Source organism: Streptomyces sp. NPDC048192 (assembly GCF_043202415.1).
In the GTDB taxonomy this organism is placed as follows: domain Bacteria; phylum Actinomycetota; class Actinomycetes; order Streptomycetales; family Streptomycetaceae; genus Streptomyces.
In genome coordinates this window covers 1-20,242 of record NZ_JBIDAL010000020.1, presented here as the reverse complement: position 1 = coordinate 20,242, position 20,242 = coordinate 1, and the positions used below count along the sequence as shown (strand labels likewise).

Sequence of the window (20,242 nt, the reverse complement as noted above, 5' to 3'; positions counted from 1 at the left end):
GACTCGTCTTGCCCGGCTCGTGGAGTGCCATGCCCCGCAGCTGCTCGACGTGGTGGGGATCGGCCCGGACACGGCGGTCACGTTGCTGATCACGGTGGGGGTGGCTCTGTTCACGAGAACCGACAGCAAATGTTCACCGGTTTCGACAGCACGGAGCGGTCCGGAATCTTCGAACAACGGTGGCCTGATGACACCTGTCAGGCCTCGGGCCTAAGGTGTGTCGGTGATCTTCAGAAGGAAGCAGAAGACCGCGGACCTGACCGCTGTCATGTCAGAGCTGGAGCAGGCGGTGGCCGCTCGCGACGGTGGCCGCACCGAGCGTGCGTTCCACGCGGCGATGAGTGGTCTGCAGTCGGCGACGGGCACCGAATGTGTGCCGGTGGGACCCCGGTTGGCCGCGCTACTACCCGTCTTTCCGCCCACCGGTCCGCGCCCGATGCTGGCGACGATGGCCGGCTTCTGCGTGGAACGCGGTGCTGATCCGGCGGCGTGTGCGGAGCCGATCCTCGACGGCACCCACCGGGACCTGCTCGATGCCCTGGAGTTCGCCCGCCGCTGGGTCGCCGCCGGCGGTGCCGGGGGCGAACTGCCGAAGGCCGACGAGAAGATCATCGACGACGCGCTGATGGCCCGGCTGGGTGGCGAGGCGCACGAAGCGTTGCGGCTGGCGCTGGCCTGGTGCTCGGTCGAGCAGTGGCAGCCCCCCGCGCTGGCCGTGCTGTGCCGCAGCACCGAGGTGCGCCGTCGGCACGCATCGGCGCTCCTCCCTGCCTGCCGCGACCTGGCGGCCCTGTCGCGGCACGACCTCAAATGCCTGGCCTACGCGCTGGCGATTCTGGACGACGAGCCCCTGGTGGTGTTGCACCGGCCCACCGGGACCGGGTTCGAAGTGCGCATCGGCGGCATCGGGGACAACTTCCAGCTGCACACACTGCTCGCCCACGTGCTCGTCGGCGGCGGCCACGTGCCCGGCACCGCACCGTCGGCGGAGAGCGTCCGCCTGGCCACGGACCCCGAGCCCGCCCAGGGGCGCACCGGGGCCGTCGCGACCGGGGCCTTCGAACTCCTCGCCCCGGACGGGGAGCGGATCTGGAACGAGGGGCTGCCCGACGACATCCCCGTTGTGGAAGGACGCCGCCTACTCGTGCTGGACGAGCCGATGTACCCGCGCAGTTGGAACGCCGACCGGTTCTTCCCGATGCTCCCGGGGACGGCCGAGCTGACTCGTGTGCTGTCCGCCGACGAGGTCCAGACCTGGCTCACCTACACCTGCTGGACGTCCTGACCCGGTCGCCCGGCGTCGCTGCTGCCGCGGCCCGAAGTCGGGGCTCGGGCCTGGCCTCTATCGAACAAGAAGCGCACCGGGGTGCTGTCGAAATTACTGAACATCTGCTGTCGATTTTCGTGAGCAGAACCAGTGGGGGACAACCCGGAACGCCTGGACAGTGGAGCGTCCTTCGCTGTGCTGTGCGGGGTCAGTCCTGTCGAGCGCTCCTCCGGACGTCGGCAGTTCCGCCGCCTCAACCGCGGCGGCGACCGGCAGGCCAATGCCGCGCTGCATCGCATCGTGTTCAGCCGCCTGCGGGTCGACCCGCGTACCCAGGACTATTACGAGCGCCGTATCAAGGAGGGCAAGGCCCGGCGCGAAATCGTCCGATGCCTCAAACGCTATGCGGCCCGGGAGGTCTTTCACCTGGTCAGACAGCTACAGTCAGGAACCCGCTCATAGGGGCTTGTGAGAGCGCCGGTGATATGGCGCGGCCCTGCCGAGGTCCCTCCCGATGGGACTCCGAGCGGAGCTGTGAGACGCGACGCCGCATCGGAGCGCTCCTCTGCGGCTTCGCAGTGAGTCCGACTGGGCTCGCAAAGCGTGACGCGTTCGGCTCCTCTTGCGCATGCAGGTCGTGCTCCTGCAACGCTCTCAGGGGGGCCAGATTTGCGATCACACATTCTCGTAGGGTCGTGGGACGACGCGGTACCGTCGGCGAGCTGGGTGGGCCTCTGCCTTGTGGTGGATTGATGTTACGAGCAGTGGTTGTCCCGCTTACTGACTTCAGCTCGTCAGGGTGAACTCGTTGGAAGTCCCGGATACGCCTGGCGCGATGGCCGTATCCCGCGGTGTGTGAGGTATGGGGATGGGGGCGGGCTGTCTGCTGCGGGACGGCGGCGCCGGGAGGCGGTACGGATGCAGGCGGCCGAGCTGTTCGAGTAGAAGACCAAGCCGATAGAGGTCGCACGGCGACTGCGGGTGAGCCGGAAGTCGGCCTATCAGTGGCACCAGCTGTGGCGGGGACGATGGTGCGCAGGCACTGGCCTCCCGTGGCCCGAGCGGACCACGATGCCGTCTGTCCCTTCGGTGCCTGGAGAAGCTGGCCGCGTATCTCGAGCAGGGCCCGGCCGCGCACGGCTGGGTGGAGGATCAGGTGTGGACCGCGGCGCGGGTGGCCACGCTGATCGGCAGGAAGTTCCACGTCTCGGGGACCACGAGGTTGATGCACCGGCTGGGCTTCAGTCCGCAGATCCCCGCGCGGCCAGTGGCCCGTCACCGTCTGGAAGTGTCGGCGACGGCTGAAAAGTGATCCAGAACCACGATTCACGCGTCGCCGACATGGAAGAATGCGACCTGGGCTGAGAAGCCGTATCTCAACCGATCTTGGAACGTGCGGGTCGAACAGGTTTCCCGCCGGGGTGATCTTCCGGCGGTACGCGCATGAAGGCAGGGCCTCTCGGTAGCTCGGGGATGCGAATCTAACCGAGCAATGCCGGGAGGCCCTGGTGTCGTTGTTGTACGCGTCCGAGCCCGGTCAGTTCAACTCGGCTGCTCCATCGTGTGATTGCCTCGCGCACGTGTACGGCAACGCGGCCGACCATCCCGATCGGGTGCGTCGGTATCCGTCGGACATGACGGACGCGGAGTGGGCGGCCATCCGGCCGTTGCTGCCGGTGCCGGCCTGGCTTCAGGGGCGGGGCGGGCAGCCCGAGAGCTACTGCCACCGCCAACTGCTGGACACGATCCGCTACCTGGTCGCGGGCGGAATCTCCTGGCGGGCGATGCCCGCGGACTTCCCCGACTGGGGCCGGGTCTACGCCTTCTTCCGCCGCTGGCGCGAGCACGGGCTGATCACCGAGTTCCACGACCGGCTACGCGGGAAGGTCCGTGAGCGCGAAGGCCGTGAGGCCGAGCCCACAGCGGGAATCATCGACGCGCAGTCGGTACGGGCCGCCGCGACGGTGCCGGCCGCCTCACGCGGCTACGACGGCGGGAAGAAAGTGCCGGGGCGTAAGCGGCACATCGTGACCGACACACTCGGTCTGCTCTTGGTCGTCGCGGTCACCGCCGCGAACATCGGCGACCGGGACGCCGCCGTGGGCCTGCTGCAGCGGCTGCGCCGCCTGCACCGCGACATCGCCCTCGTCTGGGCCGACGGCGGCTACACCGGCTCCCTCGTCGACTGGTGCCGTCAGAAACTCGCGCTGACCTTGGAGATCGTCAAACGCACCGACGACATGGCAGGGTTCGTGGTGCTGCCCAGGCGCTGGGTGGCAGAGCGCACGTTCGCATGGCTGATGCATTCGCGCCGGCTGGCCCGGGACTACGAGACGCTGCCGGCCAGCAGCGAGGCGATGATCCGGTGGTCGATGGTCACGCGGATGAGCCGGCGTCTGGCACGGCCACGGGCCGCCGGCCGACGCTGAATGCCCCCGACGTCTCCTGCAGGAGCCACCCGCGCTCCGCCAGACGCCGGGCCTTCGAGCGCACCCCCTCGACCTTCGCCGACGTTGTCTCCAAGCGCAGCTGAACCGTGATCTCCCTGGCCTTCAACGGCCCTTGGCCCGCGGGCTGCCGCTCATCGAACACGCCCAGAATCCGCTGGTAGTCCGGCGCCAGCACCGTCACCGGCAGCCCTTCGCGCCAAGGCGGCACGATCGAGCCCGGCACCGGCGCGGGCGAGGACACGGTGTGCGCCTCCGCCTCGGTCACTGCGGTGGTCTCGGCAGCCGAGGCCGCCAGGGCCTCGACCAGCTCCTCCCGCGCGATCACCCGCCGGTCCAGCTCGATCTCCGCCGCCTCCAACACCCCAGCCAGCCGCGCGACTTTCTCGCGCAGCCCTTCCACCCGCACTCGGGCCACTGTCTCCCGCTCCTCCAGCATTCCCAGCACCGACGCCATCGCGCACCCCTCGATCACGGAGCCGAAACAAGACGCCGCATGCCTCCCTCACCCCGAGCGAGACCATGCCTGACCAGCGGAAAGCAAGCGATCATGTCCGGTTGAGATACGGCTTCTGAGGTAAAAGAGCCCGGCAGACGTTTGATACACCCTGGGTATCGCACCCGGCTCGCTCCCGACCGTGGGGCACGCCCCGCAGGTCGTGCGGAACCCGCTTGGCTTCTTCCGCAACCTTCCCGGCCACGGTGCCCTCGTCCGTCTCCGGCTCGGTTCGATACCCGCGGGGTGTGCCACCACGAGCTTGGGCACCGGATGCTCCGAGATCCCCCTACCTATGACAAGGGTGGAAAGATCCAAAAGATGGCCCGCCGGCTGCTGGCTACCGGCGTGATCATCACTGCGTATGCAGGGCAACGTGAGCAGCGGCGGATGATGCAGCCGGCATTTCATCAGGCCCGGCTGCCGGGTACGTCGAGGCTATGACCAACTGCAGCCGGGAGGTCGTCACCAACTGGAAGCCTGGTCAGATCATCGACGTGAACAACGAGATGCTCGCGTCCGCGTGCCCTCAGGCCCGGGCCGCCCGTCTGAAGGACCGCCCACTATGGGCCCGCGCTAACCAGCAGCGCGGGCCCATGCTCGTCCATGAACGCCGTGGTGTGCCCGGGAAGCAAGGAGATCGACGCTGGCTCCGGCGGCCGACCGGTGTATTGCAGGATCTCGCATGCCCGGCTGCCGGCGATTGCCGGTGAAGCGGGCCACGAGGCTGTCCGCCACGCCAGTCACGAGTGGGCGAGAGGTCAACTCCATCTCAGCCAGCCCAGACCAGGTTGAGCACCGGTTCGGTCCAGGTGTAGCGAGTGGCAGCCAGGCCGGGGCTGGCAGAGGATGAGAGCGTGGGTGCGGGGCCGTGCCGTCGAGGAGGCCCGGACATGCGCTGGTGGTCGTCACTGATCACGATCGGGCGGGACGGACTGCGTATTCAACGCGCGTTCGCGGCCCCGTCGGCGATCGTGCGGGCCGTTTTGGCGGTGCTGCTCGCCACCGTCCTCGGGCTGCTGCTGAACGACCCGCTGGCCGGGGCCATGGCCAGCGTCGGTGCGTTCATCTGCGGCATCGGTACGCTGCTGAGCCCGTTGCGGCACCCGGTGGTGAACGCGGTCGGGATGGCTGCGGCCTTCAGCGCCATGGCGGTGCTGGGGGCGCTGGTGCACGCCAGCACCTGGTTGTTCCTACTGCTGCTCGCGGTCGCGGCGTTCGCCATCGGGCTGTGGCGCACGGTGGGTGTCGCGCCCGGCATCCGGGGCTGCCTCGCGGTCATCGGGCTGATGATCACGGCTGATCTCGCTCCGGACGTGCACGGCGGCCTGGTGATAGCCGGGTGGATCGCGGTCGGGACCGGACTCGTCGTCGTGGTGTGGTTGCTCCCGCCGTACGGTCCGCGGTTCGCTTCCCAGCGCCGTGCGCTTGCCGCCCTGTACCAGTCGCTCGCTGAGGCATCGGTCAAGGCCGGGTCCGACGTCGTGAGCGAGGCGGCTCCGTTCACGGCGGCCCGGCACGCCCTGGACCTGCTGCCGCAGTTCAGCCGGCCGGCCGCGGCGGCCATGTTCGGACTGCTGGGCGAGGCTGAGCGCATCCGCCGCGTGCTGCATACCGTACGGGTCACGGCATCCGGGGCGGCAGCAGCGGGGAACCAGAAGGCCCTGGTCGGCGCAGCTCAGGTGCTGGGGAACATCTCCCGTACTGTGGCCTCCGGCCGCGAGCACTGCGCCCCGGAGGAGGTCTGGGCGGTCCTGGAATCGGCGGCGGACGACTCGCCCGTGCGCGGCCCGCGGGATCTGGCTGCACGGCTGCGGCTGGCCGAGCAGCTGGCCCGGCGCTCGACGGAGGGCCGCGTCGGCGATGTGCTGGAGCCCCACACCGAGGTGCCGGGCCTGTACGCGGGCACGCCCTCCGTGGCACGCGCCGCCCGGCGGATCCGGGCGCAGCTGCATCTCCAGTCGCCGATCTTCCGCCATGCGGTGCGAATCGCCGTGGGCGTGGTGCTCGCCGAGGTCATCGGCCGGTCGATCGGCGGCTGGGGCGGGCTGGGCATCTCCGCGCACGGCTTTTGGGTGGCCCTGACCACCCTGCTGGTGCTGTTCCCCGAGTACGGGCACACCATGGCCCGCGGCTGGGGACGGGCGGCCGGGGCCGTGCTGGGCGGCCTCTTGGCCTGGGTGCTCTCCCTGCCGCACTGGTCACCCGCCGGCCTCGCGGTCGCGTCGGTGGTGCTGGCAGCGGCGTCGTTCGCGACCCTGCGGACCGGGCAGCTGATGCTCAACCTGTGGCTGACCACCTGGATCGTCTTCCTGATCCACCACGTCGGCGGGCTGCCCGGGCCCACTGCGTGGGCCCGGGCAGCCGACACGGTGGTCGGCGCGGTGCTGGCGATCGTTATCTTCCTGGTCTGGCCGACGTGGTCCACCCGGCGGCTGCCGGGCCTGCTCGCGGAGTGGCTGCGGGTGCAGGACCGGCTGCTGCCCGAGCTGCTGACCGGCTACGCCGACGTCGGGGCGGCCGACCTGGCAGCCGTCGACGCGCTGCGGGCGCGGTCACGGCAGGTCCGGGAGCATATGGAAGTTGCGGTGGAGCAGTCGCACGCCGAGCCCGCCGAGCACCGCGGGCCCTGGTCGAGTACGCAGATGGAGCGGATCAGGGCTCAGGTCTCCATGGTCGCCGGATGTGCCACCCTGCTGGGCGAACACCTGCCGCGCACATCGCAGGAGACCGTGCCTGAGCTGACCGAACTGGCCGATCCGATGCACGAACACCTCACCGCCCTGGCCCGCGCCGCCGTTGGTGCCGAGACCGTGGCCCCGGGGGCGTTGCGGTCGGTGTACGACTCCTTCACCGCCCGCTCCGGCCTGCCGGCCGAGAGGTCGGACGGCTCCGGAAGCGCCGCGACCGGCCGGGCTGTCGCCCTGAGCGCCGCGACCGTCGACGCCGTCGAGGACCTGACCGCCACCATCGCCTCCCGCCACCGCCCCGGTCGTCACACGGCAGCGTGAGATGTACCCGGGCTCGTCGCCCGCCTCGACCATTGCTCTCCGCGCCGGCAGGCCGTCTGTGCGCCTGGCCGCACGGTCAGATGTCCGGCGTCTCCGGTGCGAGGCGACACCCGATGCTCGTGATGCCGATGCCGTTGTGGACAGGTCGGTGCGCTCACCTGCGGATGATGTGGTCCGACGGATACGGGGTGGCCGGCGTGACCGGCGGACCTCCGGCCTCCGCCGTCATCGGTTGCGCATAGAGATAGGGAACCGGGACCGGTGAGGTGGGAGGGAAACCTGGCACGGCGGCGTCGAGATGGGCATCCAGGCTCAGCGCGGCGGAGATGAGGGCGAGGTGGGTCAACGCTTGCGGAAAGTTGCCGAGTTGCTCGCCGGTCAGTCCGATTTCCTCGGAGTACAGACCGAGATGATTGGCGTAGGTGAGCATCTTCTCGAAGACGAATCGCCCCTCACGCAGATGGCCGGCGCGGGCCAGGGCCTCGACGTACCAGAACGTGCATGCCGAGAAGGTGCCTTCGGACCCGCGCAGCCCGTCCGGAGAGGCGGAGGGATCGTACCGGTACACGAGTCCGTCGGACACGAGATCCTTCTTGATCGCGTCCAGGGTCGAGAGCCACCGCGGGTCCTGCGGGGGGATGAACCCCACCGCGGGCATCCGCAGCAGCGCGGAGTCCAGGACCTCGCTGCCCAGGTACTGGGTGAACGCGGCACGCTCCTCACTCCAGCCTCGCTGCATGATCTGCCAGTAGATGGCGTCGCGTTGCCTGGTCCAGCGCTGTGTCTCACCGGGGCGGCCGCTCCGGGCGGCCATACGGACGGCCCGGTCCAACGCGATCCAGCTCATGAGCCGCCCATAGGTGAAGTCCTTGTCACCGCCCCGTGTTTCCCAGATACCGGCTTCGGGACGGTCCCAGTTCTCGCACACCCAGTCCACCGTGTTGATCAGTGCCTCCCAGATGCGGCAGGTCGTCGGCAGACCGCGCAGGTCTGCGAAATGGAGGCACTCCAGCGCCGATCCGTAGATGTCGAGCTGCAACTGGTCAGCGGCACCGTTGCCGACCCGGACCGGAGCTGAGGACCGGTAGCCTGCCCAGTGCCCGAGGGTCTGCTCCGCCAGGTCGGCGGAGCCGTCGACGCGGTACATGACCTTCAGAGGGTGCTCGCCCGATCCGGCGACTTCCTGAACGCGGTCGCCCAGCCACTCGGTGAACGCCATGGCCTCGTCGGTGAATCCCAGTCCGAGCAGCGCGTGCAGGGACAGGGAGGCATCACGCACCCAGGCGTAGCGATAGTCCCAGTTTCGCTCGCCTCCGGCCTGTTCCGGCAGGCTGGTGGTCGGGGCCGCGACCATGGCTCCGGACGGGGCATATGTCATCAGTTTGAGCGTCATGGCAGAGCGGTTGATCGTCTCCCGCCACCGTCCTGTGTAGCGTGAATGCGCCAGCCAGCTGTGCCAGAAGGCGATGGTGTCCTCCAGAAGACGCTCGCATTCCTCTGGCGGGACGATGCGGGGCGGACCGTCGGCGAACGTCTCCAGCATGAGGCCGCGGGTCATACCGGCTCGCAGCCTTATGGACATGAGCGCTTTTCCTGCCCGAATTCTCCGGTCGTCCAGGCGCTCGTCGTCGAGTGTGTCCACTACGTGGATGGTCAAGTCCGCGTCCCGGCCGGCGAAATGCCAGCCACCCATGGACGACGTGACCTCATGTGATTGCCGCGCGTAGTCGAACCGCGGGGCGATCTCGATGTCGAACGAGATCTCGCCGCGTGTGCAGCGCAGCATGCGGACCAGCCGGTGATTGTTCGTCGGACTGCGTGGCGAGGCAGGAGGCATGAAATCCACGACCGAGCCGACGCCTTGCTCGGTCATGAATCTGGTGAGCAGCACACAGGTGTCCGGGTAGTAGAGCTGCTTGGTCGCGTACGTCGGCGCCTGGGGAGCGATCGTCCAGTGACCTCCGGTGTCACCGTCGAGCAGTGCTGCGAAGATGCTCGGCGAGTCGAATCGCGGGCTGCAGAACCAGTCGATCGTTCCCTCGGTGGACACCAGCGCGGCCGTGTGCAGGTCACCGATGAGTCCGTGGTCTTCGATCAGCGGATGTTCGTTCATGGGGCCTCTTCCCGACGTGCCTGGCGTCTGCGGTGACGTCGCCGCTCCCCACCATGCGAAGCTGAGGACGTGCCATGCGCCCCTCCTCCAGACTGCCCGGCGTGCGCAGGCTTCGCATTACTCCTGGAAGCGGAGCAGCTGCGCGCCCTGGTATCTGCGCTGACGATGTCCTACGCGGATGGCGGTCACGGAGTGCTCGGCAGGGCGGACACCGCAGACATGTGGGCGGTGTTCGTCCGCCAGCTGCTCACGTTCCCGCTGAATCCCCGCTGCTCTCGCGTTGCGTGGCCCTCCCGCCGAGCTGATGCTGTATATGAGGCATGCCGACCATTCGAGTGAACCGAACGCACAGGGCTGCGTGACCTGCTGACTTCGCGGCCCGAGTGAGGAGCGGGGTTCCAGATGAGGCTTGTCGTCGATCTCAACCGGTGCCAGGGATTCGCGCAGTGCGCCTTCCTCGCCCCGGACGTCTTCACTCTGCACGGCGAGGAGGCGCTGCTCTACACCTCCCGCTTCGACGAGGCCCTGCGTGACCAGGTGGAACAAGCCGTGGCCGCCTGCCCGGTCCAGGCCATTCTCGCCGACTTCTCCGACGAACCGACGAAGGTGGTGGAGGGCCGTGTCGGCTGACACCGGTGCCGCGGCCCTCCGGCGGGAGGGACGCATCGTCGTCGTAGGTGCCTCGCTGGCCGGACTGCGTGGGGCGGAGGTCCTGCGCGACCGGGGCTTCACCGGGTCGCTCACCCTGATCGGCGACGAGCCGTACGAGCCGTACGACCGGCCGCCGCTGTCCAAGCAGGTGCTGCTGGGGCTGGAGGATGCCGAGGCGACCGCGCTGCCGCGCAGGCGTGACATCGACGCCGAATGGCGTCTGGGCGTGGCCGCCGCGGGCCTGGACCGAACCGCCAAGCAGGTGATCCTCGCCGACGGAGACACCGTGCCCTACGACCGCCTGCTCATCACCACCGGTACCAAGGCCCGGCCCTGGTTCCACCCGGAACAGGCGGCGCTGGACGGGGTTTTCGTGCTGCGTACCCTTGACGACTCCGCACGGCTGTGCCGGAAACTCGCCACCGGCCCACGTCGGACGCTGGTGATCGGCGCCGGTTTCACGGGCTCCGAGATCGCCTCCGTCTGCCGGGAGCGCGGCCTGGAGGTGACGGTCGTCGAACGCGGCCCGGCACCCTTGGTCGGCGCCCTCGGCGGGGTCCTCGCTGCGGTGGCGGCCCGGCTACAGCATGATCATGGCGTGGACCTTCGTTGCGGAGTCAGTATCACCGCGCTGGAGGGCGACCAGGCCGGACGGCTCCGGCGCGCCCACCTGTCCGACGGATCGGCGATCGACGTCGACGTGGCGGTGGTCTGCCTCGGCGCCGTCCGGAACACCGAATGGCTCGCCGGCTCCGGAGTGGCCGCCGGCCCCAGGGGGATCGCCTGCGACGCGGGATGCCGGGTGTTCGACGTCAACGGAATCGTCACCGACGACATCTATGCCGCCGGCGACGTCGCCCGCAGCCCGCACCCGCTGTTCGGATACCAGTTCCTGTCGCTGGAGCACTGGGGCAACGCGGTCGAACAGGCCCGGATCGCCGCCCACAACATGATCAGCGCAGGTCCCGAGCGCCGCCCGCACCTGTGGGTGCCGATGTTCTGGTCGGTCCAGTTCGGCGTCAACATCAAGTCGGTGGGTGTGCCGACTATGGGCGATCAACTGGTCGTAGCGCAGGGGGCACTCGCCGAGGAGCGGTTCGTCGCGGTGTACGGGTATCGCGGACGGGTCATCGCCGCGGCATCCTTCGACGCGGGCAAGTGGCTGGGGCACTACCAGCAGCAGATCGAGACCGGAGCGTCGTTCCCGCCGGACTACCCAGTGGTGGACGGCCGTGCCGACGCCGTGCAGCCGATCGATCCGGCGTTCCCGGACCCCCACCTGCCCACCCACGAACCCACCGTCACCCTGACCGGCCACTCACCGACCGAGCGGCGTGTCCATTTCGTCCCGGCGCGCGCCTGACCCTCTTTCCGGACCGTCGGCCCTCAGGAGACACCATGACTCTCGGCACCCTGTTCGCCCAGATCACCGACTACGCGAGTCGCGCCGATCCGTACCCGCTCTACGCGGCACTGCGCGCCTCGCCGGTCAGCCGTCAGGACGATGGGTCGTACCTGGTCAGCACGTATTACGAGGTGCGGAGCCTGGCCAACGACCCGCGGCTGAGCAACGACCTGCGCAACCGCACTCCCGGCGCCGACGGCCCAGCCATGTCCGAGGAGGACACGAATCTGCCGCCGAGCTTCCTGTTTCAGGACCCGCCCGGACACGACCGGCTGCGCAATGCGGCGATGCGGCCGTTCGGGCCCCCGCACAGCCCCAGGTTCCTCCACAACCTGCGTGGAGAGCTGGCCAGGGTCGTGGCCGAGCTGTTCGACGGGCTCGAAGGCAAGGACGAGATCGACGTGGTCGACGACTTCGCCTATCCTCTGCCCGTCACGGCCATCTGCAAGGTCCTGGGCGTGCCGCGCGAGGACGAACAACGCTTCCACGGCTGGGCCGATACCGTCGCGTCGGGGCTCGATCCCAGTGGCGGGCCAAGAGGCGCGGAAAAGGCCCAGCAGGCACGCCGCGAGCTGGGCGTCTACCTCTCCGGCCTGATCGACACCAAGCGCCGCCGCAACGGCAGCGGGATCCTCGGTCCCCTCGCCCGCGAAACGGGCCCCGGCGGCACCATGTCGACCACGGAGCTGGTGTCCACCGCGATTCTTCTCCTGATCGCGGGCCACGAGACCACCGTCAACCTGATCAGCAACGCGACGCTCACGCTGCTGCGCCACCCCGAGGTCCTCGAGCGGTTCCGGAAGGAACCAGAGCTGGTCGTCCCGCTCGTCGAGGAGGTGCTGCGGTACGAGCCGCCGGTCCAGTTCATACCGTTCACCACCGCCCTGGCCGACATCGACGTCGCCGGGACCACCATTCCTAAGGGCGCGCCTGTCCGGCTGATGCTGGCCTCGGCCAACCGCGACCCGAAACGCTTCGAGGATCCCGACCGGTTCGATCCCGACCGCGCGGACAACCAGCACTTGGGGTTCTACACCGGCATCCACTACTGCTTCGGCGCCCCGCTGGCCCGGATGGAGGCGCAGCTCGCCCTGCCGGAGCTCTTCCGCCGGATCAAGAACCCACGGCTGCTGGCGGACCCACCGCCGTACCGCGCCAACCCCGTCCTGCGCGGCCCCCGCCACCTTCCCGTGGCGATCGACGGCCTCACCGCACCATGACGCAGGAGCCGTCCAGCGGGGACCCTTTTCAGAACCCGTTCCGGTACTGCCCCGTCCACACCGGCGTCGCGGTCTTCCTCCCCGACTCCCTCCCCGTCATCCGGGCCATGGCCGAACGAAGCGCCAACATCGTGTGTTGGACCGAGTTCGACCGCGGCGGCCTCAAACGTTGAAAACGATCAGACAGGCAGGACGTTCCGTCGCGGCCTGGACGGCGCTGCACCTCACCGAATGCAGCCACCCCTCGTGCGGTAAGACAGCTCACCGTCGAGCACGAGGGCCTCGCACAGCTAGGCGGCCGCGGCGGCGATGCCAGAATCACCACGAGTCCGGGACGCGCGAGGGACGGCCCGGAAACCGTCCACCTTCTGCTCCGTGATCCTGTACACGCGGCAGAGCCTCATCCTCAGGCAGCGATCGTCGTGCCTCGGCGAGCATCGGCTCGGTAGGAGGGTCAGCACCACACCGTCACGTAGGCCATCTGGCGGTCGACGCTTGCGCCCGGTGCGGGCGTGCGTTCCGCTGGCAAGCGGATGCCAGAGCATCCCTCTCTTCCCGCCCGGCCTGCCCCCGTACGGCCGGAGCTGCGCCGACGGAGGCCACATGCCCATCTGCACCACCCGCGACGGTGTCGAGATCTTCTACAAGGACTGGGGCCACGGGCGTCCCGTAGTGTTCATCCACGGCTGGCCGCTCAATGGCGACGCCTGGCAGGACCAGCTCAAGGCCGTCGTCGACGCCGGATACCGCGGAATCGCGCACGACCGTCGCGGACACGGACACTCCACGCCCGTCTGGGACGGCTACGACTTCGACACCTTCGCCGACGACCTCAACGACCTGCTCACCCACCTCGACCTGCGAGACGTCAGCCTGGTCGCGCACTCCATGGGTGGCGGCGAGCTCGCGCGCTACATCGGCCGACACGGCACCGGGCGGCTGCGCTCGGCGGTGCTGCTGTCCGCCATCCCGCCGGTGATGATCAAGTCTGACAAGAATCCCGAGGGCGTGCCGGACGAGGTGTTCGACGGGCTCAAGGACGGCGTCCTCACCGAGCGCTCCCAATTCTGGAAGGACACCGCGGAGGGTTTCTTCTCCGCCAACCGCCCCGGCAACAAAGTCACCCAGGGCAACAAGGACGCCTTCTGGTACATGGCAATGGCGCAGACCATCGAAGGCGGCGTGCGATGCGTGGACGCCTTCGGCTACACCGACTTCACCGAGGACCTGAAGAAGTTCGACATCCCCACCCTGGTGGTGCACGGCGACGACGACCAGGTTGTGCCCATCGACGCCACCGGCCGCAAGTCCGCCCAGATCATCCCGAACGCCGAGCTGAAGGTGTACGAGGGCGGCTCCCACGGCATCGCGATGGTGCCGGGCGACAAGGAGAGGTTCAACCGGGACCTGCTGGAATTCCTCACCAAGTAGAAGCCGACCCTGCCGGCCGCACGTTCTCGCTCGCCTTCGCCCAGGACGACGAAGGAACGGCTGCCCCCGCGGCCTCGGACTCGGGCCGGCCGCCATCGAGCCGTTCCTGCACAGCGGCCGGCCTCACCCTGCGCCGAGACAGCGCGGTGCCGAATCCTTTGCCGGTCGCGCTCGTCTCGTATCCCCGGCATCCCGACCATGGTCGATCACGATGCGCAGGATTGCGCCGTCGGCGGCTTCAGCATGGCTGACGACCACCTCGCTGGAGAGGTCCGTCCTCGTTGCCCCAGTGGGGGTCTGTGTCAGGCGTCCGCCGCGTACCGCCAGAAGTCCCTGATCATCGGTGCCGGTACGGGACCCATCGCTGCCACCTGAGTCAGCAGGATGGTGACCGCGCCCGTGGCCGGGATGACGTGCGCCGCTGTGCCCGTGCCGCCGACCCAGCCGTAACGGCCGGGCACATTCCACGGGTTGGACCGGTGGCTGTCAACCGAGCCGCCGAAGCCCCAGCCCTGGCCCTCCAGGAACAGTCGGCCGATGTCGCGCTGGACCGGATTCGTGTGGTCGGTGGTCATCATGCGTACGGAGTCGGCCGACAGCACCCGGCGGCCGTCGGCCGCGACCCCGCCGGCCAGCAACATCCGGCAGAAGGCCAGCCAGTCGTCGGCGGTCGAGGCCAGCCCGCCGTTGCCGAGCGGTAGCGCCGGCAGGCTCCTCCACTCGCCGTCCGGGCCGTCGGCGAGTTCCAGGCTGCCGTCATCGCCTGGCCTGTAGAAGCTGGTGAACCGGCCCCGCTTGGCGGCCGGCACCTCGAAACCGGTGTCCACCATGCCCAGCGGCCCGAAGATCCGCTCCGTCAGGAACTCCGGCAGCGGCTGTCCGGTGACCCGTGAAATCAATACTCCCTGCAGGACGGAGCAGGTGTCGTACAGCCAGGCAGCGCCCGGCTGGTACAGCAGCGGGATGCGGCCGAGCGCCGCCATCCACTCGTCGGCCGGCGGGAAGTTGCTCGGCACCCGGCCGTCCTTTTGCACCGTGAACAACTCCTGCACCGCCGGCAGGGTGAAGTCGGAGGGGAATCCGTACCCGGCCTGGGAGGCCAGCACGTCGAACACGGTGATGGGCCGGTCGGCCGGCACCACGTCGTCCACCGGGCTCGCCGGCGTGCGTACGACCACCGGCTTCCCCAGCTCCGGCAGCCACGTCCCGATCGGGACGTCCAGTGCGAGCGTGCCCTCCTCCACGAGGATCAGCAGTGCGGCGGCGGTGACGGACTTGGTGATCGAGGCGACCCGGAAGATGGAGTCCCTCGCCATCGGGACGCCGTCGCCGACGTCCTGTGTGCCGACGGCCGCCACCTCGACCTGGTCACCCCGGGCCACGAGGCCAACCGCTCCCGGCAGCGCACCGGCACCGACGTGGGCTTCGAGCAAGTCGTGCAGGGTCGTCACAAGGTCCGCCTTCCAGAAGATCGCTGTCGAAGGACAGACTCCCGCCCAGGCCGAAAATCATCGGCGTCGACAGGTCTGATGGCCAGAGCCTCGTCACGGGCAGATCCGACTCGCGCCAGACATGTGCGTCTGCCTTGTTGCCGGGTGCCGACCGGGCTGAGGCCACCACCAGGCGGGTGTCGGCATCCATGATGACCTGCACATTCGCCGAGATAGGCTCCGTTCCCCAGTGCGTCGAAACCCGTTCGCCGCTTCCGTGGGGCGATCACTGTGGCTGACTGCTTGTGGCAGGGGGTTCCAGCCCTTCGTGCCGTGGTCGACGAAGGACAGCCGGTAAGGCGGGCCATACGGCTGTCCGTCATCGTCGGTCACGAGTGGGCGGGGAGTCACCTCAGTGTCAGTCTGCTCCGACCAGGCTGCGCGCTGGTTCGGGCGAAGCCGTTTGACTGTGGTCGGTCATACCGGCGCACCGGGATCGATGGGACGGTTGCGCAGTGCCGTCCCGGGCGGGGGTCTGACTCTTGAGATCTTTGACCGAAGTGTCCAGTCACAGGCGTGTCGACTGTCGTTGCGGGATGGCGCCTTCCGGTACCGAGCCACAGGGCGTGTCCCAATAGGGGCCTTGCCAAGTTTCAGGCGTCATCACGGTTCAGACCGCCCGGGCGGGCCGGTGCCATCCGTCCAGCATCACGTCATCACGTGGGAGGCGAACCATCATGACGAGCCGACAGCGCAGCACCTCATCGAGCGCGGGTCCTCCCGTTCGGCGCGAGGTCGTCCTGGGCGTGGACACGCACGGCGAGGTGCATGTTGCCGCCGTGATCTCCCCGCTCGGGAAGATCCTCGGAACGGAGTCCTTTCCCGCGACGGCGGCCGGCTACCGGCAGCTGCTCATGTGGGCCCGCAAGCGGGGTACGGTGCGCCGGGCCGGTGTGGAGGGCACCGGCACCTTCGGCGCGGGCCTGTCCCGCTACCTGCTGGCCCAGCAGATTCAGGTGTTCGAAGTGAACCGGCCCGACCGCTCGGCCCGCCGACTGCTGGGGAAGTCGGACCCGCTCGACGCTCAGGCCGCCGCGCGGGCCGTGCTCAGCGGTCGTGCCCGGGCCCGGGCCAAGTCCGGCGACGGTCAGGTGCACAGCGCCCGGATCTTCAAGCTCGCCAAGGACTCCGCGGTCAAGGCCCGTACCCAGGCGATCAACCAGCTCAAGGCCGTCCTGGTCATTGCCGACCCCGTTCTGCGGGAACAGCTCTCCGGCCTGGGCAATGCCGAGTTGTTCCGCACCTGCGCGCGCCTCGGCCCGCACGACGCTGAGGGAGACGAGGACGCGGTGACTCAGGCCACCCACCTGACGTTGCGCATGCTCGCCGAGCGCGTCGAGCAGCTCACTGGGCAGATCAATGAGCTGAACCAGCGCCTGACCGGGCTCGTCGAACGCCACGCCCCACAGCTGCTCGAACCGGTGGGCATCGGTCCGGACAGCGCCGTCACTCTCCTGATCACCATGGGAGACAACCCCGAGCGACTGAACACCGAGGCATCCTTTGCTGCCCTTTGCGGAGTCAGCCCCATCGAGTACTCCTCGGGCCGGAGGAGCACGCGCCGGCTCAACCACGGCGGCGACCGCCAGGCGAACGCGGCCCTGCACCGCATCGTCTTCACCCGGCTGCGTCATGACCCGCGCACGCAGGCGTACTACGAACGCCGCACCCAGGAGGGCAAGACACGTCGTGAGATCATCCGATGCCTCAAGCGGTATGCCGCCCGAGAGGTGTTCAACCTGGTCAGGCCGGTTGCCCGCACCCCCACGTTATAGGGGCGTCCGTGAGACGTGAGAGGGTCTGGGGCGTGAGTGAGACACCCCCGAACACCCTGCAATACCGCTTTGACGGGCCAGAAGACGCTCCGGTCCTGATCTTGGGTCCCTCACTGGGTACCACATGGCACATGTCGTAGAAGCCGTCCAGGGCCGTCCATCCAGTCCTATGCAGACATGTATGTCCAGTTTCGGGATCCTGCGCCGGGAGGGTGTCCACGGAGTTGGTGATTCGCGCGTGACACCTGACTGCACGACGAAGCCGCGTCGGTCTGGTCCGGCGGGGCTTTGTCGTGTGGCTGGTCAGGCTGGGCGGGAGCCTGCGCGAGGGCTCCATTGCACTCAGATTCTCCTCTTTCGAACACCGAAGCAAGGAGGCGGTGACGACACGCGGCACACGGCCGATGTGCAGCATGCGGCAGCGGAACTCCTCGCGACCAACCAGGTCGTGGTCTACGCTCTTGCAAAGTCGAAGCCTTCTACGGGGAGGACAAGCACTGCTACCTGCAGCAGACCCTCTTACTGCCACCTGACTTGACTCAGAGGACTCAAACGCCACGTCGCCCGCGAGATCTACCCGCAGATCCAGCCGGCGACAGCCTCCGTCGCCGCATCTTCTGCCACTTGACGCAGCATAGGAGTATCCTCGGCACCCACGTGCGTGCCGAGAAGCGGGCCTTCAGCGATGGCCAGGACTGGCTGACCGTCTTCCAGCTACCCGCCTAGGCGCCCGAGCTCAACCCCGTCGAAGGCGTGTGGTCGTTGCTACGACGCGGCTACACCGCCAACGTGGCCTTCTCCAACGCAGACCACCTCATCCGCACAGTCCGCCAGGGCCTTCGCAAGATCCAGTATCGCCCGGCGCTCCTCGACGGATGCCGCACAGAAACCGGACTCGTCTTCCGACCCAGATAACTCACGGCGACACCACGAGTTCAAGCTCAGTAAAGGCTCCTTATCCGCGCCATTACCGATCCAGTCGCCTTTTATTGCTGGAAGTCGGAGGCTGACTTCTAGGATTCTATAGAGATGTCGTATGTCGCCTCGCACTTATTGGTGTAAGACTGATCAAATTTCGGATTTGTGTAGGTGCGGGTGATAAAGCTATCGGGTTCGTAGTCCTTGATGTCATTGAGGAAAGAGGGACCCATTAGTAGATGGTCCGTGAAGGTGCACACCTCGTTCCCGTCGAAAAAATTTTTGAACTCGAGGTTGACATCTATGTTCTCCCATGGGTGCACCCATAGCCTGATACTGCCGGGAACCACCGGGGTGCCCGATAGGGGGATTGCATCCCCAGTGGCGCCATTGCAGACTTCATCTCCGTTTGTCGAGTTGCACATGTTGAGGTCATTGTCGTTCCAAAACGATGGGCCATCCCAGCCTCTAAGTTCGTCTCCAGGATGTGTTATTCGGGCCATTGTGTGCTGGAATGAAAAAAGACCACCGTCCCCGCCTGGGCCAACTCCCATGTCGTACCAGGGTCCGTTATGTGAATTATAGGCTCTTCTTGGCGCGTACGCCGCATCTCCCGTGGTAAGCCATTTCCAGTCATAGGTCGAAGTGGTCTGAGGTCTGTCGTCTGCACCGAACCTGCCGTAGACGGCCGCATATGCCGATGAATAGGTACCGCATCCCCGAGGTGCCGGATATGCGCATGTACCCATCACGCTCTCGTCGGTGTAAAGATCCGTGATATCGACGTATCCCAGGTGCACATCAACCCAGCAGCCGCTTTGGCAAATGCTTGCGTCGTATGCTTGTGCAGTCCCTGCGGGAATAGTTGCTGCGAGAAGAGCGAGAATCGACACCCCGAAAAATGTTCTGCGTGTGGTGGCACGCTGACCGGAATGGCGACGTGTGATTTCCTCTCTCTTGGCCGAGGTAACCGTCTTTTAAATGCGCTTAACCCATGATTTCATCTCATTTTCCTTGCTTTCTAGATGTATTGAAACAGGCACCCTGCGATGGCCGCTCGCAGGTCCCGCTGAGGTCCCACGCAATGTTGCTGAAAGACTGCGAAAAGCTCTCGGGCCAGCGATCTCCGCGAGACAGTCGTCTATCAGGCGGGGCAGAACTTGGTCTTCTAAGGAAGTAACCCCTCTCGCAGCAAGGCTATAGGAATTCATGAGCGACCGTGTGAGTAGTGGGTACTCCACTTACTGGACCGTGAGTCCTTTCAAACCTCAACTTGACATCGACAGGTGAAGCGTGAGGACGGCCTTGACCGCGGGGGATGCGGATGGCAACGGAGCTTACGCAGCAGCCGCCGGGTCTTTAGGGTGGCCATCGCCTGCTCACAGAGGGTGCGGATCTTGGCGTGGGACAGGTTCACGGCCCGCTGGCCTGCGGACAGCTTCTCCCAGAGGCCCCGGTAGGGCACTCGCACCGTGCCGCCGGCACCCTGGTACCCCTTGTCCGCCCCAGCAGCGCACCCCGGCCTCGGCCAGGGCGTCGACGATGCCGTGGGTGCGTGCGGCCCTGATGTCGTGGACTGCGCTGGGCAGCGCGGGTGAGGCCCAGAGCAGCCGACCGAAAGGATCGGTGATGATCTGGACGTTCATCCCGTGCTTCTTATACTTCCCCGAGTAGAAGGGGCCCCGACGCCGTGGAGCCTGCGCCGGATTGGGGTCAGCCGTGGACCCAGCCGCGAGTGCGCTATCCAGGCGACGGCGACGACACATCGGAGGTCATCGCGCTGCGTAGTTTTCGGCGGTTGTCCACCCCGACCTTGCGGTAGATGCGGTAGAGGTGGTTGCTCACAGTACGCACGGACAACGTGAGGCGTTCGGCGATCTCCCTGTCACTGAGCCTCTTTCATCGTGAATAGTCGCAGGTCAGTAGTACGTGGATGGCTTGGACAGTGCGGCTGATGCGGCGGGTGGAAGAGCGTGTTCTGCGCATGATGCGCCAGGACTTGAGTCGGGCGAAGGCCC

13 protein-coding genes and 4 pseudogenes are annotated in these 20,242 nt (G+C 67.6%); 10 read left to right on the top strand and 7 right to left on the bottom strand.

Translation table 11 applies throughout. From position 1 onward, the window contains the following. Positions 1-223: 223 nt before the first annotated feature. From ACGFZN_RS33725 to ACGFZN_RS33710, 4 genes and pseudogenes are all read left to right on the top strand, one after another. Positions 224-1,285, top strand: a complete 1,062-nt coding sequence (locus ACGFZN_RS33725) for a hypothetical protein (RefSeq protein WP_393862266.1) — start codon at positions 224-226, stop codon at positions 1,283-1,285. Positions 1,286-1,420: 135 nt separating this feature from the next. After that, a pseudogene (locus tag ACGFZN_RS33720) lies at positions 1,421-1,729 on the top strand (transposase); the annotation flags it as partial. Positions 1,730-2,224: 495 nt separating this feature from the next. Further along, positions 2,225-2,579: pseudogene (locus ACGFZN_RS33715) on the top strand (winged helix-turn-helix domain-containing protein). A gap of 322 nt (positions 2,580-2,901) precedes the next feature. Next, on the top strand, positions 2,902-3,696 hold the full coding sequence (locus ACGFZN_RS33710) for an IS5 family transposase (protein ID WP_393862265.1): 795 nt from the start codon (positions 2,902-2,904) through the stop codon (positions 3,694-3,696). Here ACGFZN_RS33710 and ACGFZN_RS33705 read toward each other — a convergent pair. Then, on the bottom strand, positions 3,644-4,171 hold the full coding sequence (locus ACGFZN_RS33705) for a hypothetical protein (protein ID WP_393862264.1): 528 nt from the start codon (positions 4,169-4,171) through the stop codon (positions 3,644-3,646). The two genes, ACGFZN_RS33710 and ACGFZN_RS33705, sit on opposite strands and share 53 nt — an antisense overlap. A 932-nt stretch (positions 4,172-5,103) precedes the next feature. On the opposite strand from ACGFZN_RS33705, the gene ACGFZN_RS33700 reads away from it, so the two are divergent. Next, positions 5,104-7,221, top strand: coding sequence for an FUSC family protein (locus ACGFZN_RS33700; RefSeq protein ID WP_393862263.1), 2,118 nt, complete (start codon positions 5,104-5,106; stop codon positions 7,219-7,221). A gap of 154 nt (positions 7,222-7,375) precedes the next feature. Here ACGFZN_RS33700 and ACGFZN_RS33695 read toward each other — a convergent pair whose 3' ends face one another. After that, positions 7,376-9,334 carry a glycoside hydrolase family 15 protein gene (locus tag ACGFZN_RS33695; RefSeq protein WP_393862262.1) on the bottom strand — a complete coding sequence of 653 codons (1,959 nt, stop codon included), beginning with the start codon at positions 9,332-9,334 and terminating at the stop codon, positions 7,376-7,378. A gap of 402 nt (positions 9,335-9,736) precedes the next feature. Between ACGFZN_RS33695 and ACGFZN_RS33690 the strand changes: the two genes are divergently transcribed. From ACGFZN_RS33690 to ACGFZN_RS33675, 4 genes are all read left to right on the top strand, one after another. Further along, entirely contained in the window at positions 9,737-9,964 is a 228-nt protein-coding gene (locus ACGFZN_RS33690) for a ferredoxin (protein ID WP_393862261.1), read from the top strand. After that, complete coding sequence (locus ACGFZN_RS33685) at positions 9,954-11,348, top strand: NAD(P)/FAD-dependent oxidoreductase (protein WP_393862260.1); 1,395 nt, start codon at positions 9,954-9,956, stop codon at positions 11,346-11,348. Before ACGFZN_RS33690 ends, ACGFZN_RS33685 begins: the two co-directional genes overlap by 11 nt. Positions 11,349-11,383: 35 nt before the next feature. After that, positions 11,384-12,610 carry a cytochrome P450 gene (locus ACGFZN_RS33680; RefSeq protein WP_393862259.1) on the top strand — a complete coding sequence of 409 codons (1,227 nt, stop codon included), beginning with the start codon at positions 11,384-11,386 and terminating at the stop codon, positions 12,608-12,610. A gap of 603 nt (positions 12,611-13,213) precedes the next feature. After that, positions 13,214-14,041 carry an alpha/beta fold hydrolase gene (locus ACGFZN_RS33675; protein ID WP_393862258.1) on the top strand — a complete coding sequence of 276 codons (828 nt, stop codon included), beginning with the start codon at positions 13,214-13,216 and terminating at the stop codon, positions 14,039-14,041. A gap of 302 nt (positions 14,042-14,343) precedes the next feature. Here the strand turns inward: ACGFZN_RS33675 and ACGFZN_RS33670 are convergent, their stop codons facing one another. Beyond that, on the bottom strand, positions 14,344-15,492 hold the full coding sequence (locus ACGFZN_RS33670; protein WP_393862257.1) for a serine hydrolase domain-containing protein: 1,149 nt from the start codon (positions 15,490-15,492) through the stop codon (positions 14,344-14,346). 97 nt (positions 15,493-15,589) lie between these two features. Continuing rightward, positions 15,590-15,703, bottom strand: a pseudogene (locus ACGFZN_RS33665) (IS5/IS1182 family transposase); the annotation flags it as partial. Between the two features lie 505 nt (positions 15,704-16,208). Between ACGFZN_RS33665 and ACGFZN_RS33660 the strand changes: the two are divergent. Next, positions 16,209-17,306 carry an IS110 family transposase gene (locus ACGFZN_RS33660; RefSeq protein ID WP_393862256.1) on the top strand — a complete coding sequence of 366 codons (1,098 nt, stop codon included), beginning with the start codon at positions 16,209-16,211 and terminating at the stop codon, positions 17,304-17,306. A gap of 1,013 nt (positions 17,307-18,319) precedes the next feature. Here the strand turns inward: ACGFZN_RS33660 and ACGFZN_RS33655 are convergent. The 3 genes and pseudogenes from ACGFZN_RS33655 to ACGFZN_RS33645 all read right to left on the bottom strand — a co-directional run bounded on the left by ACGFZN_RS33655 (position 18,320) and on the right by ACGFZN_RS33645 (position 20,069). Next, positions 18,320-19,117 (bottom strand): hypothetical protein, encoded by a 798-nt coding sequence (locus ACGFZN_RS33655; RefSeq protein ID WP_393862255.1) that lies wholly within the window; start codon positions 19,115-19,117, stop codon positions 18,320-18,322. Between the two features lie 375 nt (positions 19,118-19,492). Further along, positions 19,493-19,903: pseudogene (locus tag ACGFZN_RS33650) on the bottom strand (transposase family protein); the annotation flags it as partial. Between the two features lie 61 nt (positions 19,904-19,964). Next, positions 19,965-20,069 (bottom strand): hypothetical protein, encoded by a 105-nt coding sequence (locus ACGFZN_RS33645; RefSeq protein WP_393862254.1) that lies wholly within the window; start codon positions 20,067-20,069, stop codon positions 19,965-19,967. Between the last annotated feature and the right edge of the window lie 173 nt (positions 20,070-20,242).